Below are 26,055 nucleotides of genomic sequence, written 5' to 3'. Positions count from 1 at the left end.
AGGTCCTTCGCATCCATGCCCGGACACGCGTAAACTTGCCGCTCACGTGTGAGCCCGAGGCCGCCTTTTTTCTTCTATGCCAGACATCGCCGCATCATCGCAGTCCTCCCCGCCCGTCGCGCTTGTCAAGGCCGGCCAGCGTTTCGCCTTCGACGGCACGCACGGTTCGTCCGACGCGCTGCTGATCGCCCGCTACCATCTCGCCTACCGCGAGAAGGTGCCGCTGCTGGCCGTCGTGTGCGAAAGCGCCGTCGATGCGCAGCGTCTGTCGCAGGAAATCAGCTTTTTCGCGCCCGAGGCGCGGGTGCGCCTGCTGCCCGACTGGGAAACCCTTCCTTACGATACCTTTTCGCCGCACCAGGACCTGGTGTCCGAGCGCCTCGCCACGCTGCACGACCTAGGCGAAGGCCGCTGCGACATCCTGCTGGTGCCCGCCACCACCGCGCTGTACCGGATGCCGCCGGCGTCGTTCCTCGCCGGCTATACGTTCTCGTTCGCCCAGGGCGAGCGTCTCAACGAGGCCAAGCTCAAGGCGCAACTCACGCTGGCCGGTTACGAACACGTGAGCCAGGTGGTGCGTCCCGGCGAATACTGCGTGCGCGGCTCGCTGCTCGACCTGTTCCCGATGGGCTCGCCGCTGCCGTACCGGATCGACCTGTTCGACGATCAGGTCGACTCGATCCGCGCGTTCGATCCGGACACGCAGCGCAGCCTTTATCCGGTGAAAGACGTGCGCCTGCTGCCGGGCCGCGAATTTCCGTTCGACGAAGCCGCGCGCACCGCATTTCGCAGCCGCTGGCGCGAGACCTTCGAAGGCGACCCGAGCCGCGCGTCGATCTATAAAGACATCGGCAACGGCGTGCCGTCGGCGGGTATCGAATACTATCTGCCGCTGTTCTTCGAGGACACCGCGACGCTGTTCCACTATCTGCCCGAAGGCGCGCAACTGGCGTTCATCGGCGATCTGGACGCGGCGATCCGGCGCTTCACCAACGACACGAAGCAGCGCTACAACTTCCTGTCGCACGATCGCGACCGGCCGATCCTGGAGCCGCAGCGCCTGTTCCTGTCGGACGAGGATTTCTACACGTTCGCCAAGCCGTTCGCGCGTCTCGTGCTGCCCGTCAGCGCGGGCGGCGGCTGGTCGACCCCGCTGCCGAATCTCGCGATCGACCGCCATGCCGACGATCCCGTGGCCGCGCTGCGCGCCTATCTCGCCACCACGCCGAACCGCGTGCTGTTCGCCGCCGAATCGGCAGGCCGCCGTGAAACGCTGCTGCAGTTGCTGGCCGACAACCAGCTGCGGCCGGCTTCGAGCGACAGCTTCCAGGACTGGCTGATCGGCGACTCGCGTTTTTCGCTAGGCGTCGCGCCGCTCGCCACCGGCTTTGCCGTGCCGATCGACGGTATCGCGGTCATCACCGAAACGGAGCTTTACGGGCCGCTCGCGCGTCGCGCCGGGCGCCGCCGCCAGGAGCAGGCGAGCAACGTCGATTCGATGGTGCGCGACCTCTCCGAGTTGAAGATCGGCGATCCGGTCGTGCATTCGCAGCACGGTATCGGCCGCTATATGGGTCTGGTCACCATGGACCTCGGCGAAGGCGAAACCGAGTTCCTGCACCTCGAATATTCCGGCGACAGCAAGCTGTATGTGCCGGTCGCCCAGTTGCACGTGATCTCGCGCTATAGCGGGGCCGATCCGGAAAGCGCGCCACTGCATTCGCTCGGTTCGGGCCAGTGGGAAAAGGCCAAACGCAAAGCCGCGCAACAGATTCGCGACACCGCGGCCGAACTGCTGAATCTCTACGCGCGCCGTGCCGCGCGCGAAGGCCATGCGTTCGCGCTCGAACCGAAAGACTATGTGAAGTTCGCCGAGAGCTTCGGCTTCGAGGAAACGCCGGACCAGGCCGCCGCGATCGCCGCCGTGATCGGCGACATGACGAGCGGTAAGCCAATGGATCGCCTGGTGTGCGGCGACGTCGGTTTCGGCAAGACGGAAGTCGCGTTGCGCGCGGCTTTCATCGCGGTGATGGGTGGCAAGCAGGTCGCGTTGCTCTCGCCCACCACGTTGCTCGCCGAACAGCACACGCAGACCTTCACCGACCGCTTCTCCGACTGGCCGGTGCGGATCGCCGAACTGTCGCGCTTCAAGTCGACCAAAGAAGTGAATGCCGCGATCCAGCAGATCAACGAAGGCACGGTCGACATCGTGATCGGCACGCACAAGCTGCTCTCCTCCGACGTGCAGTTCAAGCGCCTCGGGCTCGTGGTGATCGACGAGGAACACCGTTTCGGCGTGCGTCAGAAAGAAGCGCTAAAGGCGCTGCGCGCCGAAGTGGACGTGCTCACGCTGACCGCCACGCCGATCCCGCGTACGCTCGGCATGGCGCTCGAAGGCCTGCGCGATTTCTCGGTGATCGCCACCGCGCCGCAAAAGCGTCTGGCCATCAAAACCTTTGTGCGTCGCGAGGAAGACAGCGTGATTCGCGAGGCGATGCTGCGCGAACTGAAGCGCGGCGGCCAGGTGTACTTCCTGCACAACGAAGTCGAGACGATCGAGAATCGCCGGCAGATGCTCGAAGCACTCGTGCCCGAAGCGCGTATCGCGGTCGCGCACGGTCAGATGCATGAGCGCGAACTCGAACGCGTGATGCGCGACTTCGTCGCCCAACGCGCCAACGTGCTGCTGTGTACGACCATTATCGAAACCGGCATCGACGTGCCGAGCGCCAATACGATTCTGCTGCACCGTTCCGACAAGTTCGGTCTCGCGCAATTGCATCAGTTGCGTGGCCGCGTGGGCCGCTCGCATCACCAGGCGTACGCGTATCTGCTGGTGCACGATCCGCAAGGGCTGACCAAGCAGGCGCAACGCCGCCTCGAAGCGATCCAGCAGATGGAGGAACTCGGTTCGGGCTTCTATCTGGCCATGCACGACCTGGAGATTCGCGGCACCGGCGAAGTGCTCGGCGACAAGCAGTCGGGCGAGATTCACGAGATCGGTTTCCAGCTCTACACCGACATGCTGAACGACGCGGTGAAGGCGCTCAAGGAAGGCCGCGAGCCCGACCTCACCGCGCCGCTCGCCGCCACGACCGAGATCAACCTGCACGCGCCGGCGATTCTGCCCGCCGACTATTGCGGCGACGTGCAGGAGCGTCTGTCGCTGTACAAGCGCCTGGCTAATTGCGAACACAACGATTCGATCGACAGCATTCAGGAAGAGCTGATCGACCGCTTCGGCAAGTTGCCGCCGCAAGCGCTTGCGCTGGTGGAGACACATCGGTTGCGGCTGGCGGCGAAGCCGCTCGGCATTTCGAAGATCGATGCGGGCGAAACGGTGATCGGTTTGCAGTTCATCCCCAACCCGCCGATCGACGCCATGCGGATCATCGAGATGGTGCAGAAGCACAAGCACATCAAGCTCGCGGGTCAGGACAAGCTGCGCATCGAAACGCGCAGCCCGGATCTCGCGGTGCGTGTCGCGACGGTCAAGGAGACGTTGCGCGCGCTCGGTTCGCCGAGCCGCGGCACGGCGCCGACCGCCGCTGCGCGATGATGAATTCCGCCGTTACGACGTGATGTATGGTTGCACGAGCGCACACACTCATGCACGCACCCGCGCCCTCACCCATGCGTGCAACGTGAGAAAAACGGGGGACGTCTAGCGTCTTTCGGTTCATGCTGCGGTGCGCAAACGCGCTCCGCAGCATACGGGTGAGTTTTTTTTGGGTATGATCGAAAGACTCAAATGCCGGAGTCTTGTCATGTCTCACGTCGCTGAATCAGCGCAGTCCTCGTCAACATCCGCTTCCGCCGCCTCGCTTTCGCTCCCCTGGATCACCCGCCTCGTGTCGATGGACACGGTCAGCCGCAATCCGAATCTCGGCCTGATCGAAACCGTGCGCGACGAACTGCGCGCGGTCGGTGTCGACGCCACGCTCACGCACGACCCAAGCGGCAAGTGGGCCAATCTGTTCGCGACGATTCCGGCGCACAACGGCGAGACCAATGGCGGCGTGGTGCTGTCGGGTCATACCGACGTGGTGCCGGTGGACGGTCAGCAGTGGGACAGCGATCCGTTCAAGCCGGAGATTCGCGGCGACAAGCTGTACGGCCGCGGCACCTGCGACATGAAGGGGTTTATCGGCGCGGCGCTGGCGCTCGTGCCCGAGATGCAGCGCACGAAGCTCGCCAAGCCGATTCACTTCGCCCTCTCGTTCGACGAAGAAGTCGGCTGCGCCGGCGCACCGCTAATGATCGCGGACCTGATGAAGCGCGGCGTGAAGCCGGACGGCTGCATTGTCGGCGAGCCGACCAGCATGCGCCCGATCGTGGCGCACAAGGGCATCAACGCATACCAGTGCTGCGTGCGCGGCCAGGCCGCGCATTCGTCGCTCACGCCGAAGGGCTTGAATGCGATCGAATACGCCGCGCGCCTGATCTGCTATATCCGCGACATGGCCGATCAGTTCCGCGAGCAAGGCCCGTTCGACGAACTCTACGACGTGCCCTTCACCACCTCGCAGACCAGCACGATCATCGGCGGCAATGCGATCAACACCGTGCCGGCCGAATGCAAATTCCAGTTCGAATTTCGCAACCTGCCCACGCTCGACCCCGAACCGATCTTCGCGCGCATCGATCAATACGCGCGTGAAACGCTGTTGCCGAAAATGTTGCGCGAGCATCCATCGGCAGCGATCGAGATCACCAAGATCGCTGCGGCGCCCGGGCTCGATTCGTCTGAACAAGCCGCGATCACGCAGCTCGTGCGCGCACTCACCGCCGACCAGGACAAGCGCAAGGTCGCCTACGGCACCGAAGCGGGCCTGTTTTCGCTGGCGGGTATTCCGAGCATTGTGTGCGGCCCCGGCGACATCCAGCAGGCTCACAAGGCCAACGAATTCGTCGCACTGGACCAGTTGGTCGCCTGCGAACACTTCCTGCAAAAATTCATTCACAGCATGTCGGTGGACGCGCACGCACACTGAAACCGAGCGGCACAAAAAAGGTCTTACTCATACCGACCAACAACACCCACACGCCATGTCAACCGCCACACCGCAGCACACGGACCACACGATCGACGGCGAGCCGATTCCCACGCTCGACGACATCGCCACTCAGCATTTTGCGTTGACGCCGTGGGTGACGCGAACGCCGGTATTCGACCGGCTCGACTTCGCGTCGCTGGAAGGCACCGTGGTGAACTTCAAGTTCGAACTGCTGCAGGCGGGCGGCAGCTTCAAGGCGCGTGGCGCGTTCACCAACCTGCTCGCGCTGGACGAAGCCCAGCGCAGCGCCGGCGTGACCTGCGTGTCGGGCGGCAATCATGCGGTGGCGGTGGCGTATGCGGCCATGCGGCTCGGCATCGGCGCGAAGGTGGTGCTGTTTCGCGCGGCCAATCCGGCGCGTGTCGCGCTGTGCCGGCGGTATCGTGCCGAGATCGTATTCGCCGAAGATATTGCCGAAGCCTTCGAACTGGTGCGTCGTATCGAGGCTGAAGAAGGCCGCTATTTCGTGCATCCGTTCAACGGTTATCGCACGGTGCTAGGGTCGGCCACGCTCGGCTACGAATGGGCCACGCAAACGCCCGACCTCGAAGCGGTCGTGCTGCCGATCGGCGGCGGTGGCCTCGCCGCCGGTGTCGCCACGGCCATGCGGCTCGCGAATCCGCGCGTGCATGTGTACGGCGTCGAGCCGGAAGGCTCGGACGTAATGGGCAAGAGTTTCGCCGCCAATCACACGGTCAAGATGGGCCACATGCACGGCATTGCCGATTCGTTGATGTCGCCGCATACCGAGGAATACAGCTACGAGTTGTGCCGCCGTCATATCGACCAGCTCGTCACCGTCTCCGACGATCAATTACGCGCCGCCATGCTGACCTTATTCGGACAACTGAAGCTCGCCGTCGAACCGGCCTGCGCGGCCGCCACCGCGGCGCTGCTCGGACCGCTGCGCGAACAGTTGCAGGGCAAGCGCGTGGGCGTGCTGTTGTGCGGCACCAATACCGACCCGGTCAGTTTTGCCGCGCATATTGAACGCGCACGTCATAGCGCGTCACAGTTTCCTGAATAGCAATCCGCTCTTGGCTTTCCTTGTCAAAGGACTAGCCTATCCTTCTCAGGTTGGTATCATTCGCTAATCGATATCTGGGAGGAACCTCTATGAGCATGGTCAAGGAATTCAAGGAATTTGCCCTTAAGGGCAACGTGATGGATCTGGCGGTCGGTGTGATTATCGGCGGCGCGTTCTCCACCATTGTCAATTCGATTGTTAAAGACCTGATCATGCCGGTTGTCGGGCTTGTCACCGGTGGCCTCGATTTCTCCAATAAGTTTGTTCGCCTCGGCGACATTCCGGCTAGCTTCAAAGGCAGCCCCGAGTCGTATAAAGACTTGCAGACGGCGGGCGTGGCGGTGTTCGGTTACGGCTCGTTCATCACCGTGCTGATCAACTTCCTGATTCTCGCGTTCATCATTTTCCTGATGGTCAAATTCATTAACAATTTGCGCAAGCCGACTGAAGCCGCAGCCGCAGAACCGGCGCCCACGCCGGAAGACGTGCTGCTGCTGCGTGAAATCCGCGATTCGTTAAAGAATTCACCGCGTTAAAACCGGCGCCTCCGGTGTGTTAGCCGAGGCAAGGTTGAATAGAAAAAGCCTGTTGCGATGAAAATCGCAACAGGCTTTTTTTCGATCAAAACATCACGCGCCGAGATACGACGCAACACGACGCAACACGACAAAGCAAAGGCGTTAAGCGCCCTTCTGCGCTTTCAGACTCACCGCGCTGTCGATCATCGCCTCGAGCTGGCCGAAGTTGACCGGCTTCGTCAGATGCGAAGTAAAACCGGCGGCCACACAACGGCGCACATCTTCGTCGGTGCCGAAGCCGGTCAGCGCCACCGCCGGCGCATCCGAATGCTCGCGGAACGCCTTGATGAAGTCGAGGCCTGTGCCGTCGGGCAAACCCACGTCGCTGACAATCAGCTCGAACGTCTGCAACTGCGTGGCGGCCAGGGCGTCGTCCACGCGGCCCACTACCGTCACGTCGTGACCGAGGCTGCGGATCAGTTGCGCCATGACCTCGGCGGTATCCTCGTGGTCTTCGATCAGCAGGATGGTCAGCAAAACGCCCGAGCGCACCTGGTCGGGTGCCACGACCGGCGGCGGACCGGCCGGCGCCGCGGCGGTGGGCAGCGTGATCGTGAAGGTCGCGCCGCAATGCGCACCGGGGCTTTGCGCGATCACCGTGCCGCCATGCACATCGGTCAGCGCCTTGGTGATCGCGAGCCCTAGGCCCAGGCCGCCGAACTGGCGCGTCATATTCTGATTGCCCTGCTCGAACGCATTGAAGAGCTTGCCGATCTGTTCCGGCTCGATGCCGATACCGGTGTCTTCAACCGATATCTGCACCTGCATGCGTTCGTCGCGGGTACGCAAATAGATATGGCCGCCGTCCGGCGTGAACTTGGCGGCGTTGCGAATCAGATTCCATAGCATCTGTTGCAAGCGTGCGCGGTCGGCCAGCACGTAGTGATGCTGCGCGTCTTTATGCACATGCACGTCCTGCTGCTTCACCTGAATCTCGCTGCGGAACAGTTCGAGCACGCTGTCCATCACTTCGTGCACGTCGACAGTTTCCAGCGACAAACGCAGCTTGCCGTTCGCCACCCGCGTGAGGTCCAGCAGATCGTCGATTAACCGCGCTTCGAGTTCGACGTTGCGGCGAATCATGCGCACGCTCGCGCGCGCCTGCTCGGGCAGATCCGGGATCATTTCCAGCACGCTGGCGCCGGCCAGCACCGGCGTAAGCGGCGTGCGCAATTCGTGCGACAGCATCGCGAGGAAGCGGTCTTTGGCGCGGTTGGCGTCTTCGGCGATCTGGCGCGCGGCCTGCTCCGACGCGAGCAGCCGCTCGCGCTCCTCGATCGCCTCGCGTTGTGAATGAATGTCCGTGCAACTGCCGAACCACTTGCTGACCTGACCTTCGGCGTCGCGCATCGCCACGACGCGGGCGTCGAACCAGCGGTATTCGCCGTCGTGACGGCGAATCCGCAACTCGTGCCGATAGTCGCCGGCATGGCTCGTCACCGCGTTGAGCCAGGTGCGGCGGATTTCCTCGCGATCGTCCGGATGCACGGCATCGAGCCACGCGAGACCGTACGAACTGCTGTCGGGGAGACCGGTGTAGTCGTACCACTGCTTCGACAGAAAATCGCAGTCGCCCGCGGCGTTGCAGGTCAGCACGAGGTGCGGCAACGCCTCCGACAGCGTGCGGTAATGCTGCTCGCGATCGCGCAGCAGCAAGGCTTCGTCCGACGCGCGCTGCAAACGCACTTGCGACAGCACCCGCTCGACGGCTTCGGGCAGGTAATCGAGGTAATCGCCGGATTTCGGCACCACGTCGGACACGCCCGCGCGCAACGCTTCGATCACGCGCGATTCGTCGGTAAAACCGGTCACGAGGATGGCGGGAATCCGCACACCTTCCGAACGCAAACGGCGAAAGAAGTCGAGTCCTGTCTCCGGTCCGCTCAACTGGTAATCGAGCACCAGCAGATCGGGCGCGCCGCCGGCGAGCCGCTCGCGGGCCGCTTCGACGCCGGCGCAGATCGCGACCCGGCAGCCGGCGCGTTCAAGCGACTTGCGCGCGAGCCGCAGGATGCCTTCGTCGTCGTCGACGACCAGCACATAGGCGGCTTGCTGCGTGGACACTTCTTCGGTCATGCGGAATTCTTTCACGGGTTCGGGTGGATCAGGTTGTCATGCGCGGCTTTCGGCCAGCTTCATGGGCGCGCTGCTCGACGGGCGCGGCCTTACGGCGCCGCGAGGCGATGGCCCGACGGCAGCTTCACCACTTGCAGGAAGAAGCCGAGCCGGCGCACGGCTTCGATAAAAGCATCGTATTCGACCGGCTTGGTGATATAGACGTTGCACCCGAGCTCGTAGCAGCGCGCGATCTCGCGCGGGTCGTCGGTGGTAGTCAGCACGATCACCGGCACCGCGGCGGTCTGCGGCGACTCTTTCAGACGACGCAGCACTTCGAAACCGTCCACCCGCGGCATTTTCAGATCGAGCAGCACGACAAAGTTCGTCAGATCCTCGCGCGCGGGGATCGCCGTGGCGGGATCCGCGTCAGGATCGATGGCCGGCGCCGGGCCGAAGAAATAGTCGAGCGCCTGCTGCCCGTCGCGAAAGCGCACGAAACCATTCGACACGCCGGCACGGCGCAGATTACGCTCCACGAGCGTTGCATGACCGTCGTCATCTTCGATCAGCACGATGCTGACCGTTTCCCCGTGACTCATACGCTCTCCGTGCAAACAGGTAGCTGAACCATACCGCTTCTGAATTGTTCTAGTCGCGGCGTTTTTGGCGATTGGGCACAAGATCAACCCAGGCCGAATCCCAACGCCGACACCAACACCAACACCAACACCAACACCAACACCAACACCAACACCAACACCAACACCAACACCAACACCAACACCAACACCAACACCAACACCAACACCCATACCAACCGCCGGGCCCAACGCCGCGAGTCAATTCCGCGTGGGCTGTTCCGGCAACACTACAAAAAACGTCGACCCGGCGCCTTCCGCCGACTCGACCCACACACGCCCGCCATGCCGCTCCACCGTGCGCCGCACCACCGCGAGACCAATGCCGTCGCCGTTCGCGACGTCGCCATGCAGACGCTGGAACGCGCGGAATACCTTCGACATGTAAGCCGCCGGAATGCCGAGGCCATTGTCGCGCACGTAATAGGTGCGCGTGCGCACGGCGCGCGGCTCGGACTCGTCGATCGGATCGGGCTCCAGCGCGCCGACCTCGATGCGCCCACGGCGCGCCGGGTCGAGGTAGTTCAGCGCGTTGCCGATCAGGTTGCCGAAGACCTGCTCGATCGCGCCGGGGTCGCCCCACGCGGGGGGCAATTCACGCACCGTAACCACCGCCGACTGCTGCGCGATCGCGCCCTGCAGCGCGTCGACCACCCGGCCGACCACCCGGCCGACGCTCACCCGCTGCCACTGGTATTCGAGCCGGCCGGCGCGCGAGATGCGCAATAGCGCGTCGATGATCGCGGCGGCACGCGTTACCGCGGTGCGCAGATATTGCAGGGACTCGCGCACGTCGCCGTCCAGAATATGCGTCATACGTCGCTGCTCGCCCTGCGGCAGGCCGGCCGCGTCGACGATGCTGTCGAGTTCGTCGCACGAAACCTGCAGTTCCTTCGAAAAACCTTGCAGGTTCACCAACGGCGAGCGCAAGTCGTGCGACACGCTGTAGATGAACATTTCATTATCTTGCGTCTCCTGACGCAGTTCTTCGTTGACGCTCGCCAACTCCTGCGCACGCGCTTCGAGCCGCGTCTTCATCATGGCCTGGTCGGCTTCCGCCGCGCGCAGACGGGCGCCGGTCTGATGCAGCACCGCGTCGAGCGCGGCGATCTCGTCGTTACCCGACAACGGCGGCGCCAGGGTGCGGCCGTTGCCTAGCCGTTCGGCATTACCGGTCAGCACTTCCAGCCGCCTGCCGATACTGCGCGCGAACACCACCGCAGTGGCGGCCCAGATCAGCATCGAGCCGAGCACTGCGGCGATCAGCGCGTATTGCTGACGTTCGCGCCGCCGCGTGAGCGCCGCCGCGCGCTCGGCGTCGAGCCGCGACGCCTCGTCGGCGAACGCCGCCAGTTCGTCGCGAAACAGCGCGATCTGCTGCGGCAGCGGCTCGGTTTCGAGCGCGGTGAAGGTAGCCGGGCTGCGCCCGGCGTGCAGCGCCTGCGAAATCTCGACGGTCTGCGCGCGATAAGCCTCGATCGCGCGCTGCATCTTGTGAACCCGCTCGACCTGTTGCGGCGTATCGGCCACCAGCGTATCGAGATTTGACAGCCGGTCGCCGAGATCGACCCACACCGTATGGCGGTCGATAAACGACGGATCGCCGACGGCCATGCCCGTGCGAACCCGCGCGGCCTGACGCAGCAGCGGGTCGACAATCGCCGACGATTGATAAAGGATCTGCTTGCTGTTGGAGACCCACTGCGCAGCCTGCGCTGTCTGCTCCTGGGTATCGAAGACGACGCCAAGAAGCGCCAGCTCGACCACGCTCGGCACGGCAATCAGCAGCAGACCCTTGGTGAATAATTTCATGTTCGCCCGAAGGTCGAAGGGTCGGTCAGGCCGCGGCGGCTCGCGAGGGCCGGTCGCGTCTCGCGGTGCGTGCGCGCGCGCCGCCGCGATGCCGGAACGGCGGTACGGCGCGGTGCAGCCGGACGGGCCATTATCGACGTGAATCCGAGATATTTCAACGTAGCGGCAAGATGCGCTGGCCCACACAAAAGTGACTTTTTTATTGATGCGAGTTGTTTATTCGGCGCGTCGTGCGTCTATCATGGAGGCAGATGTGCTGGGAAGGGAAAGCGCGCGGCGAGGCGGTTCGGCATGATTCGTGCGGGAGGCGGTGAGGTCGGCGTAGCCGTCGAATCACCGTGAATCCGGCCTTGTCGTATGCTATAAAAGATCGACGTGCGGCGCGCGAAGCCGGGAGTGGTCGCATGAGGACGCTGCGTTTCTTGCAATTCTTTTTCAGGCGAATTTTTATGGCCTTCCCGAAAAAGCGTAGGCGCGCGAAGGTGGACGGCGACGAGTCGTTCCTCGCGGTACTACGGCATTTCAAGCCGTTCGGTCAGCTCGACACCAAGATTGCGCGCGCTCGCGCGCAAGACGAGCCGGTCCTCTATGCGCATGTGCTGCCCGGGCTCGACGTGCTCTTATGCAGCGTGCGCGGCGCGCAACCGCCCTATCCGGCGCCGGCCGAATTGCGGCGGCGCTGCATCGAATCCATTACCAACGCGCTGGAACAACCGCTCGACGGCCTCGAAAACGGCGGCTACTGGTATGAAGCGGATGGCTTCGGCTTTCTGGTCTTCGCCAGCCGGGCGCGCAGCAAGATCCTGACGGAGTTCGGCGCCACGCGCATCGGTGGTGCCCGTCGCGGGGTGCGTCGGCAGGATGCGGCAGGAGATGCCGCACCGAGATCGCTACGCTAGGCGCGTCTCCCGTTCCAAACATTCCCTATCCGACAACGCCGCTGGTTTTATCAGGCGGCGTTGCCTTTTCTCGCTCGCCCTGAATGATCCAATCTTGCCCGGTAGCACCTGCGCGTATGCGCGCGGCGTGGCGGTTTTGGCTGAGCGTCGATGTGGTTTGCGCCACGGTCGTGCGTCGGCGGTACGCTGATCAGCCACAGGAAGACCAGCGACAAGCCGCCGCCCACACTCCAGCTCAACCAGTCCGCAGGTAATAGCGTCATTAACATCAGCTCCCCTTGTACTCGGCGGCGCTGGCCGGCGACATCGTGGCGGGCTTCCGGCTCGACGCGGGTGCAGCGGCAGGCGCAGCGGCCGACGACGCGCCACCCGACGCCTTATTGACCGGCGCGCCATCCAGTGAAATAGCGGCCTTGGGCTGCTCCTTGACGCCCGGCGGCGGCGCAGTCGGCGCCTGCCGGACCTGAGCCAGCAGTTGCGCGCACGGCAGCGGCTTGTTGTTGCTCGGCGCGAGCAGCGGAATCAACGCGGCAAACGGATTGATCAGCCCGAGCCCGACCGCCGCTCCGCCGCGCAGCGCCAGCGCCGCGGCATTCACGCCGACGTGCGGATCCTTGAAGGTGCCCTTCACGTACAGCGGCGAGCGCAGCGAAAACACCCGGAAGCCCTTGGTATGCGGATGCACGCCCAGATCCATGCTTTCGTCCCGCAGATTCACATTACCGTCGATGTTGATCACCGCATCGTCGGTATCGAGCGCGAACACGCGCGAATCGAGCACGCCGTTGGTCGCCACGAAATCGGCGGCCGCGCAGTTGATTTTCACGTCGCGATTGCCGAACAGCTTTTCGTACACCACGTTCGCCACGTTCAGGCCCGCCGCTTCCATGATCAGGCGGCTCACGGTGCCGTCGGTGACGAGCGCCTTCACCTCGCCGTTCGAGGTCGCCGCCAGCGCCGCCGGCGAATTGCCGGTCGCGGTCAAGGCGGCGTCGCCGTTGATTTCGCCGAGCGCGTTTTGCATCGTCTTGAAGTTCGGGAACAGTTGCTTGAGCTTCAGATGCCGTGCCGACGTCGCGAAGCGCCCCTTCAGCGGCGTCGTGCTGCCGTCCAGATGAATGTCCGACGCGAGCGAGCCGCCGGCCACGCCGAACTTGAGCGGCTCCAGCGACAGCACGCCGTCGGTCATCACCACGTGCGTGTAGAGGTCCGTGATCGGCAGATCCGTATTCTTGACGATGCGCCGGCCGGTGAATTTCACGTCGGCGTCGATCGCCTTCCAGCGGTCGGTGCGGAACTCCTCGACCGGCAGCACCTTACCGGACGGCTGCGCGGTCGCGTCACCGCGCTTGGCCTTGCTGGCGTTTGAATCGGCGCCGATCACCGGCGCCAGATCGGCGAATTGCAGCAGATGCGACACCAGTTCGCCCTGCAATAGCGGACGCGGTTCACGCGCGGTGTAGGTCAGCGAGCCGTTCAGATCGCTGCCGCCCACCCGACCTGTAAAATTTTCATACTTGAATACGTTGCCGGTGGACTTGAACTGGCCGACCAGACGTCCTTCGGTGGCATAGGGCGGGGTATCGGGCAAGGTCACGCCCGTCAGCGAATAGAGTCGCGCCATGCTGTTGCCTTGCAGCCAGAGACGCAGATCGACCGCCGCCAGATGCGCGGGATCGGTGATCGTGCCGACCAGGCCGACGTGCAGATCGCCCGCCTTGACGTCGGCCTGCACCGGGAACGGCCGGTCCGCGTCCTGCAGCGCCAGCACGCCGCCCACCTTGCCGCTGCCGGAGACCGGCGTCTTGTTGTAAGTCCCTTTGATGGTCCAGCCGATGGCGTACGGCGGAATCTCACGTTTCGGTGCGCCGCTTGCGTTGGCGTCGCTGCCGGCCGCCGTGCTCGCCGTCGCTGCTGCCGTCGCGCCCGATGCCGACGCGGCCGCGCTTGCGCCCTCGCTCGCGCCACCGGCGACCAGCGCGCCCGAAGCGCCCGTGGCCGGCGTGACGCCCGACGCGTTGATCTCCGTCGCCGAGGCCCCGGAAGCCGCCGCCGCCGAGGCCGCAGCAGCCTCCGACGCCGCCTGTGCATTGGCCTGCGCGGTCAGCTTGCTGGCGCCCGCGCGGCCGATCGCCTCCGCCGACGACTTGCGCGACGCCTCTTCCTGCTGCTTCATCGCTTCGCCGATCGGGATCGGTTGGCCGAGCGTGTCGATCGCCATCTGCAGATCGACCTTCTTCTGCTGATCGGACAGCGCGACGTTGCCCTTCGCGAACGCGATATCGTGCAGGTCGAGCTTCCATTCGGACGGCCCGCTCGACGACGCCAGCTTGAACGTCCAGTTATTACGCCCGTCCAGCAGGCGTTCGAGATCGACCGACGGATTCACGAGGTTGATTGCCGGAATCACGATGTCGTGCGCCAGCAGCGGCAGCACCTTGACCTGAAAGTCGATCTCGTCGAGCGTGGCGAACTGCGGCTGCTTCGTCCAGTCGGGGTTGCCCACCGTGATGTTGGCCGCCGAGAAGCGCGGCCAGGGCACCCAGGCGCGCCAACCGGTTTCGCCGACCGGATGCCGCCAGCCGACCTTCAGATCGCCGTTGATCGCGAACGGCCGGCCGATCGCCTGCGTGACCTTGTCGTCGATGTACGGGCGGGCGCGATTCCAGTCGAAGGTCAGAATGAAGATCACCAGCGCGGCGATCAGGACCACGATGATCGCGAGTATCCATCCGATGATTTTTCCGATCCGTCGCCCGACTGTGCTCGACCCTGCCATTGAAAAGCTCCGCTTTATTTCTACGTAGCGTATCGGGCAGCACGTATCGTGCCCGATTACGGTCGACTGCGAGGGGTGCGCGGCCTGCGGCTCGTGTGGCTTTATCATGCCGCATGGCCCGGCCGCAGACCGGCAGCGATGACCCGAGGTTGACGGGCGTCATGACCGGGTCGCGGCGGCTTTCAGAACACGCCCTCCGCAGCCGAACCACCCCGCACCTCACTCATGACCGATGTTCCCTTTGTCCTCGCCGACGGCGTTGCCCGCCGCGACGCGCAGCGCGGCCAGATGCTGTTGCAGCCGACCCGTTTCGCTTTGTACGCGGGCGAGCGCGTCGCGATCACCGGGCCGTCCGGCTCAGGCAAGAGCGTGTTCCTGCGCGCGCTCGCGCTGCTCGATCCGCTCGATGCCGGACGCATCGTGTGGCATGGCGCGCCGGTGGAACGGTCCGTGATTCCGCGTTACCGGCGTAACGTCGCGTATATCCGTCAACGGCCCGCGTTGCTCGACGGCAGCGTCGAAGACAATCTGCGCTATCCGTTCGAGCTGCGCGCATATCGCGACGTGCGCTTCGATCGCGCGCGGGCGGCGAGCCTCGCCGTTCAGGCCGGCCGCGGCGCCGACTTTCTCGACAAGCGCGCAAGCGAGCTGTCCGGCGGCGAGGCGCAGATCGCCGCGCTGATCCGCGTGCTGCAACTCGCGCCCGAAGTGCTGCTGCTCGATGAGCCGACCGCGTCGCTCGACCCGGAGTCGTCGCACGCGATCGAAGGGCTGGTGCGCGCGTGGTTCGACGCCGAGCCGGGCCGTCATGCGTCGATCTGGGTGTCGCACGATCCGGCGCAAGCCGCGCGCATGAGCGAGCGGCATCTGACCATGCGCGCGGGTGTGCTCGACGACACCGGGCAAGCCACGCAAGCCGCACAAGCCGATCCGACACGCTCCGCCGCGCCGATGCCTCAGGCTTCACCGCAGGACCACCAGGAGCTCGGCCAATGACCCTGCAAAACCTGAGTCTCTGGGACGTCGCGATCGCCGCGCTGCTGATCGTCGTGAACGGCGTGGTGTCGGTGGCGCTGAAGCTCGATCTCGAACGCCAGCTCGCGTGGGCGGCGCTGCGCACCGTCGTGCAGTTGCTCGCGATCGGCTACGTGCTCGGCTGGGTGTTCCGTTACGACCACTGGTTCGTGGTGCTGCCGCTGATGATCGTGATGACGCTGATCGCCGGTTTCGCGGGCGCGCAGCGCGGCAGCCGCACGTATGCCGGTCAGCGCGCGGACAGCGTGCTGTCGATCTGGGTCAGTTCGTGGCTGGTGGGCGCGGTCGGGCTGTTCGTCGTGATCCGGATTCACCCGTGGTACGAACCGCAATATGCGATTCCGATCCTCGGCATGATTCTCGGCAATACGCTGACCGGCGTGTCGCTCGGTATCGAACGGATGACCGAGGAATTGACCGCGCGGCGCGACCGCGTGGACATGGCGCTCGCGCTCGGCGCGACGCGCTGGGAAGCCGCGCAGGTGCCGGCGCGCCAGGCGGTACGCGCGGGCATGATGCCGACGCTGAACCAGATGGCCGTGGTCGGCGTGGTGAGTCTGCCCGGCATGATGACCGGCCAGGTGCTGGCCGGTCAGTCGCCGTTGCAGGCCGTGCGCTATCAGATCGTGATCATGTTTCTGATCGCGGCGTCGTCGGCCTTGGGGACCGTGGGCGCGGTGCTGCTGACTTACCGGCGGCTGTTTTCGGCGGAACACCGGTTTCTGTCGGCGCGGCTGGTGGAGCGCGCGGCGGCGCGGCGCTGAGGTGTGACGTTAAGCGCAACGCCGGCAAGCAACGCCAGCATGCAACGCCGGGGGGCAACACCAGAATGCCACGCTCAAAGGCTGCGACCGGCAAGGGCTCGCAAACCCCGTGTGCGCCGGTTGCAGCCACGCCGCTCAACTCACCCCTCAACGCTTCGCGCTGACCGCCACTTCCGTACCGTCGTTCAGCGTCAGCGTTTTCGTGCTGCCGTTGACCGGCATCGTGAAACGCAGAATCTGACTGACGCTCACGTCGTTCGGACACTTGAGCGTTTTGCCGCCGTTCGTCACCGTCTTGATGCCGTGCGGTGTCTGCGCCTGGAAGCTCAGTTGCACGCTCGCGGTGCCGTCGGCGGCGACCACCGGCGCGAAGCGGATCTGCGTCTGCCGGATCATCGCGCCGTTGGTATCGACCGGTAGCGACGCGTAGTTCGGGCAGGCATCCGTGGCGGCGACCGGGCCGCCCGGCGGCACGGTTTTCCACGTGAAGTCGTCCGATTCGCCGGAGCGGATCGTGCGCGTTTCCTGGGAATTGCCGAACTGCTTCGACGTGACGCGCACCGTGTAACGGATCGGACCGTCGAGCGCGGATTGGGAGGTCACCGTGATCGGCGTGGCCGCGTGCGCCGCCGGCACGAACAGGCCGGGCGCGAGCGCGCAAGCGAGAGAAGCGACAACGGACACGGCGGAGAGTTTGAAGCTGGAGCTCATACTGTCACCTCGTTGTTGTGCCGCTGCGTGCCTGTTTTTCAGCGCGACTGCCAAGGCACCGCCCGGTGCGGGCCGAGCGGTGACCGGGCCAAGGCTGGACTCGCCAGCCGGGTCGCGAGACACGCAACTGTTTTCGCATGATGCGTCACCAGTCTAACGCCTCGGGAGGCCGCGCGCGCTGCGCGGAGATCGGGTGTTACCCCGCTTGCGGCGCAGCGTTTTCTGCGCGTGTGAAGCGGAAAACGCGCGACGGCCGGCGCGCATCGCTGCGGCGCCGGCCTTGCATCGTCAAAGCGCTTTCAGCCGACGGCGCGCTTCAGAAACCCGTCAGCACCAGCTTGCCGATCGCGCGCCCCGCTTCGAGCAATTGATGCGCACGGCGCAGATTCGCGGCATTGATCGTGCCGAGATCCTCGCCGACGGTCGTGCGCAACGCGCCCGCGTCGACCAGCCGCGCCACCTCGGTCAGCAGCTTATGCTGCTCGATCATGTCGGGCGTGCCGAACATCGAGCGGGTGAACATGAACTCCCAGTGGAACGCCGCGCTCTTCGCCTTCAGCAACTCGACCGGCACGGGCTTGCTGTTCTCGACGATCGTGCAGATGCCGCCTTGCGGTTTGAGCACTTCCGCCGCCGCCGGAAAATTCTTGTCGGTGTCGTTGAACATCAGCACGTAGTCGACCTGATCGATGCCGAGCTTTTTCAGTTGCGCGGGAATATCGCCGAAATGATCGACGATGTGATCCGCGCCCAACTCCGTGGCCCATTTCGCCGATTCGGGACGCGATGCGGTCGCGATCACCTTCAGCTTCGCCAGTTGTTTGGCAAGTTGAATGCCGATCGAGCCGACCCCGCCCGCGCCGCCGAAAATCAGCACCGTGCGACCTTCGTCCGTGCCTTGCGGCGACACGCCGAGGCGGTCGAACAGCGCTTCCCACGCGGTGATCGCCGTCAGCGGCAGCGCGGCTGCGTGCGTGAAATCGAGCGATGCCGGCTTGTGCCCGACGATCCGCTCGTCGACCAGATGAAACTCGCTATTCGCGCCCGGCCGCGTGATGCTGCCCGCATAGAACACCGGATCGCCCACCTTGAACAGCGTGACCTCCGGGCCGACCGCGACGACCGTGCCGGCCGCGTCCCAACCGAGAATGCGCGGTTCTTTTTCGACGTTGTCTTTCGGCGCGCGCACCTTGGCGTCGACCGGATTGACCGAAATGGCCTCGACCTTGACCAGCAGGTCACGGCCGGTGGCGTCGGGTTTCGGAATGTCGAGGTCCACCAGGGCTTCGGCGTTGTCGATCGGCAGATAACGGTAGAGACCAACGGCTTTCATACAGACTCCTGTTCGTTCGGATGAGGGGAAGGATCGGCGACGCTGCATCGCGCCACGTCGTCGATCCCATGAACGTCATCGTACGGCGATTCTTATTCGCGCAAAACCGGCATAATCTCTGAAACATCTTTTTGATTTTCAGAAGAATGACGCCTGCCAGCCCATTGCCCCGATCTTCGTCCGCCGAACGCGAGCGGCTCGACCTGCTCGACGTCGCGTTGTTCGTGCGCGCCGCGTTGCTCGCCAATGTGTCGGCGGCCGGCCGCGAGTTCGGCTTGTCGGCGGCGGTGGCCAGTTCGCGGATCGCGCAACTCGAAAAGCTGCTCGGCGCGCGATTGCTGCATCGGACCACCCGTCGCATCAGCCTCACGCAGGACGGTGAAGTCTTCATGACGCGCGCCGAAGCGCTGCTCGATGCCGCCGCGGCGGCGCGCGCGGCGGTTGGTCGCGGCCAGGCCGAGCCGCAGGGCCGGCTGCGGGTGTCGATGCCGTCGTCGTTCGGGCGCCAGCATGTGTCGCCGGTAATCAGCGAATTCTTGCGCCGCCATCCTGGCGTGAGCGTCGATTTGCGGCTGACCGATCAACTGGTCGATCTGGTCGACGCCGGCATCGACGTGGCGATCCGGATCGGCGTGCTGAAGGATTCGTCGCTGGTGGCGCGTCGTCTCGCGGTGAACCGCCGGGTGCTGTGCGCGTCGCCCCGCTATCTTGCGGAGCGCGGCACGCCGCGTCATCCGTCGGATCTGCCGCAGCACGAATGCATGATCCTGTCGGACCAGCGCGACTGGGGATTCGTGACGCCAGCCGGGCCGCTCGACGTGCGCGTGAGCGGACGCCTCGTGACGGATAACGGCGAAGTGATCCGCGACGCGTTGCTCGCGGGCTTCGGCATCGCACTCAAATCGACGTGGGACGTGGCGCCCTATCTACGCAGCGGCGAACTGGTCAGCGTGCTCGACAGTTATCCGCTCGCCGAGCAGGTGGCGATCTGGGCGGTGTATCCGAGCCGCGCTTTCGTGCCGCCCAAAACGCTCGCGTTTATCGAGTTTCTTGCCGGGCATTTCGGCGATCCGCCGTATTGGGATGCGGCGGATGCGTGAGATTTTTAGCGCGACGGCATGGTCGGCGGTTGAGGCTCGACGGTCGGCGGTCGGCGGTCGGCCTCGTCAATGCTTGCCGCTGCCGCCGGTGCTTTTGCTCTTGCCTGTGCCTTTGCCATCGGAGTTGATGTCGGTGTGCGCGTCGTTCTGGGTCTTCTGCTGATACTCGTCGCCACCGCGACGGTCGGTGTCCTTCAGCCCGCGCTCCAGATCGCGATGCGCCTGCTTGCCGACATGGCGCGGACCGCCTTCATGTTGCGATTCCGGCTGCTGATCGGTTTCGTGCGGCAAGGGCGCGGACGCCTCCTGCATCGAACGGGGCTGTTTGTCGGCGTGCGGATCGGCCTTCCTGTCGCCGTCCGACGATTGCGGGGTGGTCTTCATGGTTGACTCCTTGTTGATCGAACGAGGTGATGGGCTGGATTGCCGATCGTCGATTGCCGATTGTCGTTAACGCGCACCTTCCAGCCGTTTTTTCATGGCCGCGGTGAGGCGCTGACGCGTCTTTGCATAGTCGGCCCACGGATCGCGCTTGAGGTCCGCCAGCCGCTCGTGCAGGTTCTCGATGGACCATTGATCGCCGGCCGTGGTGGCGGCGACTTCGTCCCACGACAGCGGCACGGAAACGCCCAGGCCGGGCCGCGCGCGCGCCGAGAAGGCGGCCACCGTGCTGGAGCCGCGGTTGTTGCGCAGATAGTCGACGAAGATTTTCCCCTTGCGATTCTGCGCGCCCATCTTCGCGCTGAAATGCGTGGGCAGCGTGGCCGCCATGTGCTGCGCGACGGCTTGCGAGAAGCCCTTCACGTCGTCCCAGCCGGCCTGCTTCGCGAGCGGCACGACCACGTGCAGCCCTTTGCCGCCGCTCGTCTTGCAGAACGACGCAAGGCCCAACTCTTCGAGCAGCGAACGGGTCAGATGCGCGGCCTCGATCATGCGCTGCCAGTCGAGCGATGTGTCTGGGTCGAGATCGAACACCATCCGGTCGGGCTTCTCGATGTTCGACACGACGGCATTCCATGTGTGGAATTCGACCGTGCCCATCTGGGCCGCGCCGATCAGCGCCTTGAGCGTGTCGACGGTGATCAGCGGCGGATGGCCGGGGTCGAGGCCGGGATGCTGCTCGACGTTCGGAATCGACAGTTTCTGACTGTGCTTCTGAAAAAACAATTCGCCGCCGATGTCCTCGGGCGCCCGCACCAGCGAGACCGGCCGGTCTTTCAGATGCGGCAGCATCCAGTCGGCGATGGATTCGTAGTAGCGCACGAGGTCGATTTTGTGCGTGCCGGTGCTTTTGTCGATCACGCGGTCGGGGTGCGAGACGCGCACGTTGGCGACTTCGGTGGGGGATGCTGTGGGTCTGGCTGATTTGGCTGATTTGGCGGTGACGGGCTTTGTCGCGCGTTTTGTTGCGGTGGCGGGCGTGGTGGATTTTGCGGTGGGTCTTTTCGACGACGCGGATTCCTTCGTTGCGCTTTTCGGCGCAGTAGTCTTCGTCGTCGCGGCCTTTGTCGCAGCGGTTTTTGTCGCGGCAGTTTTTGTCGCGGCAGTTCTAGCTGCAGTCGTCTTCCTCGCACCGCGCTTCTTCGGCGCAGCGTCGGACGCGGTATCGGTTTGTTCCTGCACGTCGGCTCCTTGACGGGGGGCTTCCTTGACGATCTGGCGCGCCGGTTTGTCGTTGCGCAAACTCACGAACGACGCCTGCCGCACGATGCCATCGCCAGTCCATTCGGCGAAGTTGCACTCGGCGACGAGCACCGGCTCGATCCAATGGACCGGCGTGCGGCTGCGCTCGCGCGGCGCTGAGGCAAACGGCATGCGTTGCGTCTCGTGAGCATCGAGCTGCTTCTTGAGCGAGCGCAGCAGCGCGGCGTCGAAGCCGGTGCCGACGCGTCCCGCGTAACGCAATTGACCGTTGCCGTCGTAGACGCCGAGCAGCAACGCCCCGAACGCCGCGCGGCTACCGGCCGGCTCCGAGTAGCCGCCGATCACGAACTCCTGGCGTCGCCGGCACTTCAGCTTGATCCACGACGACGAGCGCCCCGACAGATAACCGCTGTCGCGTCGCTTGCCGATGATGCCTTCGAGCGCCATATCGCAGGCGCTTTTCAGCAGATCGTCGGCGCTGAATTCGAAATCGTTCGAAAAGCGCAGCACCGTGTCGTCGACTTCCTCGAGCAGCGCACGCAGGATGGCGCGGCGCTGTTCGAGCGGCACGCCGCGCAAGTCGAAGCCGTTCAGGAAAGGCAGATCGAAAAGATAGACGACGATGTCCTGCGGGCGATTCGCGTCGAACGCGTTTTGCAGCGCCTGGAAGCTCGGCACGCCGTGTTCGTCGAGCACGACCGCTTCGCCGTCGAGCCACGCGCTGTCCACGCCGAGGCGCCCGAACGCCTTGACCTGCTTGCCGAACTTCGCGGTCCAGTCGTTGCCGGCGCGGGTGAATAGCTTGATCCCGGCGGTTTTGGCTGTTGAGTCGATGCGGGTCAGGATGCGGTAACCGTCGAACTTGATTTCGTACGACCACGCGTCGCCCGGCGGAGCGCTGTCGATGAGTGTTGCCAGTTGCGGCTTGAGCGTGGCGGGCAAGCGGGCTTTGAGCGCGCCTTCTATCGACGGTGATTGGGCAAGCTCACGCAGCGACTGGGCCGTACGTGTCGCGACGATGTCGGGGCGGTTGCTGCGGTCTTTTTTTGCGGGGTGAGTGTGGGAATGAGCGGCGGTGCCCTTGTCGGAGCCCTTGTCGGAGCCCTTGTCGGGCTTGTCGTCGAGATCCTTGCCTGCACCCCGCTCTGCCCGCTTCGGCGTGGCGCGGCTTCGCGCCGCCGTCTTCGCTCCTTTACCCCGCGAAGAAGCACTGTCGCCCAGCACACTCCCCGGCCGTGCCATCAGCACGTCATACTCGCTTTCCTCGCGCGCTTCGTCGTCGCGCTCCTTGATCAACAGCCACTGCTCCTTGTCGCCGCTGCCGCGCATGTGGCTGCGCACGAGCGTCCAGCCGCCGTGCAGCTTGTCCCCATCGAGCCTGAACTTGAGCTTGCCCGCCTCGTAGGATCGAACTGCCTCCTTCGTGCCGCCAAGCGGCTCCCACGTGCCACGATCCCAAACGATCACTGTCCCCGCGCCATAATTGCCCGGCGGAATCTCCCCTTCGAACGAACCGTACTCGACCGGATGATCCTCGACATGCACCGCAAGCCGCTTCACCGACGGATCGAGACTCGGCCCTTTCGGCACGGCCCACGACAGCAGCGTACCGTTCAGTTCTAGGCGAAAATCGTAATGCAGACGACGAGCGTGATGCTCCTGGATCACGTACGACAAGGCGTGGTCCGCGTCGCGCGACGCGCTTTTTCGTGCGGTTTTCTTGCCGCCGACGCGCACGCCCGAAGGCTCCGGCGTGTCGTCGAAACGTCGCTTGCGGGTGTAGAGATCGAGTCGGTCGGTCATGGCGGTGACGTCGTCGCGGATTGGAAGAGTGTGGGCTGTCTGTCGCGCGTGGGGCAGGTCGTCAAGCGGCCGCGCGGCGTTTACGCGCTGCCGGTGCGGATGTTGATGCGGCCTTTGACTTCTTCGCTGACTTTGATGCGGCACGGCTTGCGTCGCCGGCACTGCTGGTCCGACTGCGCGTCGTGCTCGCCGCACCGGCTCCGCGCGTCGAACGAGGTTTTTTGCGAGCCGGGGCGCTCGCTTCGGCATCCGCCTCGTCGCCCGTATCGCCTGCGTCGTCTTCATCGGCGGCGGCACGCTTGCGGCCGCCGGTCGCCGGCTTGCCTTTGCCGCGTCCCAGACTGCGTTTGAGCAGATCGGACAGATCGAGAATATCGGCCGAGCGACGCGACTCGCGCGGCGTTTCGACTTCAGTGATCTCCTCGGTCTTACCCGCCCGGATCTTGCGATCGACCAGCGACATGATGTCGTCGTGGAACGTGTCGTGATAGTTCGACGGGTCCCAGGCGTCGCTCATGTCCTCGATCAGCTTTTTCGCCATGTCGAGTTCGCGCGTGCTCACGCCGGCGGCTTTCATGCCGTCGGCCGGCAGCTTGAATTCGTCGAAGTCGCGCACCTCGGCGGCCCAGCGCAGCGTATTGAGCGCCAGCACGGGCCCGACGGGAATCAGCGCGGCAAGATGCTGTTTGTTGTGCAGTACGACGTTCGCCACGCCGATCTTGCCGGTCGCCTTCATCGCTTCGCGCAGCAGCGCGTAGACCTTTTCACCCTTGCGGTCCGGCGTCAGGAAGTAGGGCGTGTCGAGATAGAGGAACGAGATGGCCGGCGCGTCGACGAAAGCGAGAATATCGACCGTCTGTGTCGACTCGGGATTCGCCGAGCGAATCTCGTCGTCCGACAGCACGACGTATTTGTCCTTCTCGTATTCGAAGCCGCGCACGATGTTCTCGCGCGTCACGTCTTTGCCCGTGCGCTTATTGATCTGCTTGTAGCCGATCGGGTCGATCGTGCGTTTGTCCAGCAGATTGAAACCGACTTTCTCCGACTGCGTCGCCGGATACAACTGCACCGGCACGTGGACGAGGCCGAAGCTGATTGCGCCCTTCCAGATCATGTGTGCCATCGTCCGCTCCGTTGGCCCGAGAGCTTAGGTGAAGCAGATGGCGTGCCACGGGGTGACGCTGCGGATCGGCGCGCAGCGCGGTGATGCGGCGCTGACTGCGTCGAGACGCGGGTTGTAAGTCTTGCGTCAGACTGGCAAAAGCTACGGAGCCGGGTTCCGCTATGCAGCTCGGCGCTACCCTACGAAGCGGGCCGCCGCGCCAAGAAACCCGCCGCTACTGTACGAAGCTAGCCTTCGCTCTACGAAGCCAACCTCTGTGCTACGAAGTCGGCCGCCTCGCCAAGAAACCCGCCGCTGCGCTACAAAGTCGGCCGCCTTGCCAAGAAACCAGCCGCTGCGCTCCAAGCCACCGGCCGCGCCTACAGCGCCACCGGCACCGCGGCGAAGCCTCGAAACCGCACGCGGCCGCCGCGCGTCGGCTCACCGTCCAGCCGGTAATCCGGAAACCGCTGCACAAACCGGCCGATCGCAATCCGCGCCTCCAGCCGCGCGAGCGACAACCCCGCGCACTGATGAATGCCGAAGCCGAACGCGAGATGCCGGTTCGGCGTGCGACGAATATCGAACCGGTCCGGCTCCGCGAATTGCTCGGGATCGCGATTGGCCGCGCCGATGCACAACGTGAGCGGCGTGCCGCGCGCGACCGCGACGCCGCCGATCTCGGTGTCGACCGTCGCCATCCGGTTGCCCAACTGATTCGAACTTTCGAAGCGCAAACATTCCTCGACCGCGGACTCGATCAGCGACGGCTCGGCCAACAAAGCGCCGCGCGCCTCAGGCCACTCGGTAAGCGTGACGAGGCCGTTGCCGATCAGGTTGGTGGTCGTCTCATGCCCGGCGTTCAGAATGAAAATGCAGTTCTGCAGGAGTTCCATCTCCGACAACTGCTCGCCACCCTCTTCGCCCTGAATCAGACGCGTCAGCACGTCGTGCTGCGGGTCGCCCGGCTCGCGCCGCCGCCGCGCGACCAGATCGCGCAAATAGGCGACGAATTCGCTCACCGCGCGATTGCCCCGCTCGAGTTGCGTGTCGGTCAGCGACGGTTCGAGCGCGCCGAGTATCGCAAGCGACCAGTCGCGCAACGGCTCGCGCTCGGCGTGCGGCACGTCGAGCAGGTTACCGATAATCTCGACCGGAATCGCCGATGCAAACTCGCCAATCAGATCAAGGCGCCCGCGTTCGGCGGCCGCGTCGAGCAGACCATCGACCAGACGGACCAGCCCCGGTTCCATTGCCGCGATCGCGCGCGCCGTCAACGCCCCCGCGATCAGTTTGCGCACGCGCGTATGACGGGGCGGATCGTTGAAAACCAGACTCGTTGTGTGATGCGCGTAGAGCGGCGAGTCGCCGTACTTCGGTTTGAATTCGACGGTCTTGTCGGAGCTGAAGGTTTTCGGATCGCGATAGACGGCCTGGACGTCGCGAAACCTTGTCAGAAACAAGGAGCCGTCGGGCATGCGGCGGATCGGCTCGTGTGTACGTAGCGCGTGGTAAACCGGATAGGGGTCGGCGTAGAACGCGGGGTTCAGATGGCGCAGATCGAACTCGCGCGCGAGGGTGGATGGATCGCTGGCGGTCGCCGGGGGCATGCGTTGTCTCCGTAAGGGGTGCGCCTCATTGGTTTGTGTCGTTGCACTTCGTGCCGTGCCGTGCGAGGCGCCGGGTGGCGCTTGCGTAGCTGAGGCGGCGTCGAT

Annotated in this window: 18 protein-coding genes; 8 read left to right on the top strand and 10 right to left on the bottom strand. The window is 64.6% G+C overall.

The features are described from left to right. Positions 1–76 precede the first annotated feature (76 nt). The 4 genes from mfd (at position 77) to mscL (ending at position 6,620) form a co-directional block, all read left to right on the top strand. Positions 77–3,559 (top strand): transcription-repair coupling factor, encoded by a 3,483-nt coding sequence (gene mfd / locus HWY05_RS09540; RefSeq protein WP_176058158.1) that lies wholly within the window; start codon positions 77–79, stop codon positions 3,557–3,559. A gap of 208 nt (positions 3,560–3,767) precedes the next feature. Further along, positions 3,768–4,994, top strand: a complete 1,227-nt coding sequence (gene argE / locus HWY05_RS09535) for an acetylornithine deacetylase (protein WP_176058157.1) — start codon at positions 3,768–3,770, stop codon at positions 4,992–4,994. A 55-nt stretch (positions 4,995–5,049) separates the two neighbouring features. Then, a complete protein-coding gene (locus HWY05_RS09530; protein WP_035550352.1) occupies positions 5,050–6,084 on the top strand; it encodes a pyridoxal-phosphate dependent enzyme in 1,035 nt (344 codons plus the stop codon). An 89-nt stretch (positions 6,085–6,173) separates the two neighbouring features. Then, a complete protein-coding gene (mscL, locus tag HWY05_RS09525; RefSeq protein WP_035550355.1) occupies positions 6,174–6,620 on the top strand; it encodes a large conductance mechanosensitive channel protein MscL in 447 nt (148 codons plus the stop codon). Between the two features lie 144 nt (positions 6,621–6,764). Here the strand turns inward: mscL and HWY05_RS09520 are convergent, their stop codons facing one another. The 3 genes from HWY05_RS09520 to HWY05_RS09510 all read right to left on the bottom strand — a co-directional run bounded on the left by HWY05_RS09520 (position 6,765) and on the right by HWY05_RS09510 (position 11,170). Further along, positions 6,765–8,738 carry a response regulator gene (locus HWY05_RS09520; protein WP_176058156.1) on the bottom strand — a complete coding sequence of 658 codons (1,974 nt, stop codon included), beginning with the start codon at positions 8,736–8,738 and terminating at the stop codon, positions 6,765–6,767. Positions 8,739–8,827: 89 nt separating this feature from the next. Then, positions 8,828–9,319 (bottom strand): response regulator, encoded by a 492-nt coding sequence (locus tag HWY05_RS09515; protein WP_035550359.1) that lies wholly within the window; start codon positions 9,317–9,319, stop codon positions 8,828–8,830. Positions 9,320–9,559: 240 nt separating this feature from the next. Then, positions 9,560–11,170 (bottom strand): ATP-binding protein, encoded by a 1,611-nt coding sequence (locus tag HWY05_RS09510; RefSeq protein ID WP_035550361.1) that lies wholly within the window; start codon positions 11,168–11,170, stop codon positions 9,560–9,562. A 404-nt stretch (positions 11,171–11,574) separates the two neighbouring features. Here HWY05_RS09510 and HWY05_RS09505 point away from each other — a divergent pair, with 404 nt between their 5' ends. Beyond that, positions 11,575–12,069 (top strand): hypothetical protein, encoded by a 495-nt coding sequence (locus HWY05_RS09505; RefSeq protein ID WP_035550363.1) that lies wholly within the window; start codon positions 11,575–11,577, stop codon positions 12,067–12,069. A gap of 268 nt (positions 12,070–12,337) precedes the next feature. Here the strand turns inward: HWY05_RS09505 and HWY05_RS09500 are convergent, their stop codons facing one another. Continuing rightward, entirely contained in the window at positions 12,338–14,848 is a 2,511-nt protein-coding gene (locus HWY05_RS09500) for an AsmA family protein (protein WP_176058155.1), read from the bottom strand. Between the two features lie 225 nt (positions 14,849–15,073). On the opposite strand from HWY05_RS09500, the gene HWY05_RS09495 reads away from it, so the two are divergent. Together HWY05_RS09495 and fetB are read left to right on the top strand one after the other, a co-directional pair. After that, positions 15,074–15,844 carry an ATP-binding cassette domain-containing protein gene (locus HWY05_RS09495; protein ID WP_244146560.1) on the top strand — a complete coding sequence of 257 codons (771 nt, stop codon included), beginning with the start codon at positions 15,074–15,076 and terminating at the stop codon, positions 15,842–15,844. After that, positions 15,841–16,647 (top strand): iron export ABC transporter permease subunit FetB, encoded by an 807-nt coding sequence (fetB, locus tag HWY05_RS09490; RefSeq protein ID WP_176058154.1) that lies wholly within the window; start codon positions 15,841–15,843, stop codon positions 16,645–16,647. The genes HWY05_RS09495 and fetB overlap by 4 nt, the downstream gene beginning before the upstream one ends. Before the next feature lie 147 nt (positions 16,648–16,794). Here the strand turns inward: fetB and HWY05_RS09485 are convergent, their stop codons facing one another. Both HWY05_RS09485 and HWY05_RS09480 read right to left on the bottom strand, forming a co-directional pair. Continuing rightward, positions 16,795–17,358 (bottom strand): DUF6013 family protein, encoded by a 564-nt coding sequence (locus tag HWY05_RS09485; protein WP_035550375.1) that lies wholly within the window; start codon positions 17,356–17,358, stop codon positions 16,795–16,797. Positions 17,359–17,674: 316 nt separating this feature from the next. Continuing rightward, a complete protein-coding gene (locus HWY05_RS09480; protein ID WP_176058153.1) occupies positions 17,675–18,691 on the bottom strand; it encodes a zinc-binding alcohol dehydrogenase family protein in 1,017 nt (338 codons plus the stop codon). A 146-nt stretch (positions 18,692–18,837) separates the two neighbouring features. Between HWY05_RS09480 and HWY05_RS09475 the strand changes: the two genes are divergently transcribed. Further along, on the top strand, positions 18,838–19,791 hold the full coding sequence (locus tag HWY05_RS09475) for a LysR family transcriptional regulator (protein ID WP_176058152.1): 954 nt from the start codon (positions 18,838–18,840) through the stop codon (positions 19,789–19,791). Positions 19,792–19,857: 66 nt separating this feature from the next. Here the strand turns inward: HWY05_RS09475 and HWY05_RS09470 are convergent, their stop codons facing one another. The 4 genes from HWY05_RS09470 to HWY05_RS09455 all read right to left on the bottom strand — a co-directional run bounded on the left by HWY05_RS09470 (position 19,858) and on the right by HWY05_RS09455 (position 25,950). Then, positions 19,858–20,175 (bottom strand): hypothetical protein, encoded by a 318-nt coding sequence (locus tag HWY05_RS09470; RefSeq protein WP_035550383.1) that lies wholly within the window; start codon positions 20,173–20,175, stop codon positions 19,858–19,860. Positions 20,176–20,241: 66 nt separating this feature from the next. After that, entirely contained in the window at positions 20,242–23,238 is a 2,997-nt protein-coding gene (ligD, locus tag HWY05_RS09465) for a DNA ligase D (RefSeq protein ID WP_176058151.1), read from the bottom strand. Between the two features lie 61 nt (positions 23,239–23,299). Continuing rightward, positions 23,300–24,361 (bottom strand): Ku protein, encoded by a 1,062-nt coding sequence (locus HWY05_RS09460; RefSeq protein WP_035550388.1) that lies wholly within the window; start codon positions 24,359–24,361, stop codon positions 23,300–23,302. A gap of 359 nt (positions 24,362–24,720) precedes the next feature. Beyond that, a complete protein-coding gene (locus tag HWY05_RS09455; RefSeq protein WP_176058150.1) occupies positions 24,721–25,950 on the bottom strand; it encodes a cytochrome P450 in 1,230 nt (409 codons plus the stop codon). Between the last annotated feature and the right edge of the window lie 105 nt (positions 25,951–26,055).

Origin of the sequence: Paraburkholderia sp. BCC1876, assembly GCF_902833695.1 — a bacterium.
GTDB lineage: Bacteria > Pseudomonadota > Gammaproteobacteria > Burkholderiales > Burkholderiaceae > Paraburkholderia.
This window is presented reverse-complemented; position numbering and strand designations above follow the sequence as displayed.

Excerpts from the sequence above, each read along its gene's own strand:
- mfd (WP_176058158.1), top strand. The coding sequence starts at position 77 with ATGCCAGACATCGCCGCATCATCGCAGTCCTCCCCGCCCGTCGCGCTT.
- argE (WP_176058157.1), top strand. The coding sequence starts at position 3,768 with ATGTCTCACGTCGCTGAATCAGCGCAGTCCTCGTCAACATCCGCTTCC.
- HWY05_RS09530 (WP_035550352.1), top strand. The coding sequence starts at position 5,050 with ATGTCAACCGCCACACCGCAGCACACGGACCACACGATCGACGGCGAG.
- mscL (WP_035550355.1), top strand. The coding sequence starts at position 6,174 with ATGAGCATGGTCAAGGAATTCAAGGAATTTGCCCTTAAGGGCAACGTG.
- HWY05_RS09520 (WP_176058156.1), bottom strand. The coding sequence starts at position 8,738 with ATGACCGAAGAAGTGTCCACGCAGCAAGCCGCCTATGTGCTGGTCGTC.
- HWY05_RS09515 (WP_035550359.1), bottom strand. The coding sequence starts at position 9,319 with ATGAGTCACGGGGAAACGGTCAGCATCGTGCTGATCGAAGATGACGAC.
- HWY05_RS09510 (WP_035550361.1), bottom strand. The coding sequence starts at position 11,170 with ATGAAATTATTCACCAAGGGTCTGCTGCTGATTGCCGTGCCGAGCGTG.
- HWY05_RS09505 (WP_035550363.1), top strand. The coding sequence starts at position 11,575 with ATGAGGACGCTGCGTTTCTTGCAATTCTTTTTCAGGCGAATTTTTATG.
- HWY05_RS09500 (WP_176058155.1), bottom strand. The coding sequence starts at position 14,848 with ATGGCAGGGTCGAGCACAGTCGGGCGACGGATCGGAAAAATCATCGGA.
- HWY05_RS09495 (WP_244146560.1), top strand. The coding sequence starts at position 15,074 with ATGACCGATGTTCCCTTTGTCCTCGCCGACGGCGTTGCCCGCCGCGAC.
- fetB (WP_176058154.1), top strand. The coding sequence starts at position 15,841 with ATGACCCTGCAAAACCTGAGTCTCTGGGACGTCGCGATCGCCGCGCTG.
- HWY05_RS09485 (WP_035550375.1), bottom strand. The coding sequence starts at position 17,358 with ATGAGCTCCAGCTTCAAACTCTCCGCCGTGTCCGTTGTCGCTTCTCTC.
- HWY05_RS09480 (WP_176058153.1), bottom strand. The coding sequence starts at position 18,691 with ATGAAAGCCGTTGGTCTCTACCGTTATCTGCCGATCGACAACGCCGAA.
- HWY05_RS09475 (WP_176058152.1), top strand. The coding sequence starts at position 18,838 with ATGACGCCTGCCAGCCCATTGCCCCGATCTTCGTCCGCCGAACGCGAG.
- HWY05_RS09470 (WP_035550383.1), bottom strand. The coding sequence starts at position 20,175 with ATGAAGACCACCCCGCAATCGTCGGACGGCGACAGGAAGGCCGATCCG.
- ligD (WP_176058151.1), bottom strand. The coding sequence starts at position 23,238 with ATGACCGACCGACTCGATCTCTACACCCGCAAGCGACGTTTCGACGAC.
- HWY05_RS09460 (WP_035550388.1), bottom strand. The coding sequence starts at position 24,361 with ATGGCACACATGATCTGGAAGGGCGCAATCAGCTTCGGCCTCGTCCAC.
- HWY05_RS09455 (WP_176058150.1), bottom strand. The coding sequence starts at position 25,950 with ATGCCCCCGGCGACCGCCAGCGATCCATCCACCCTCGCGCGCGAGTTC.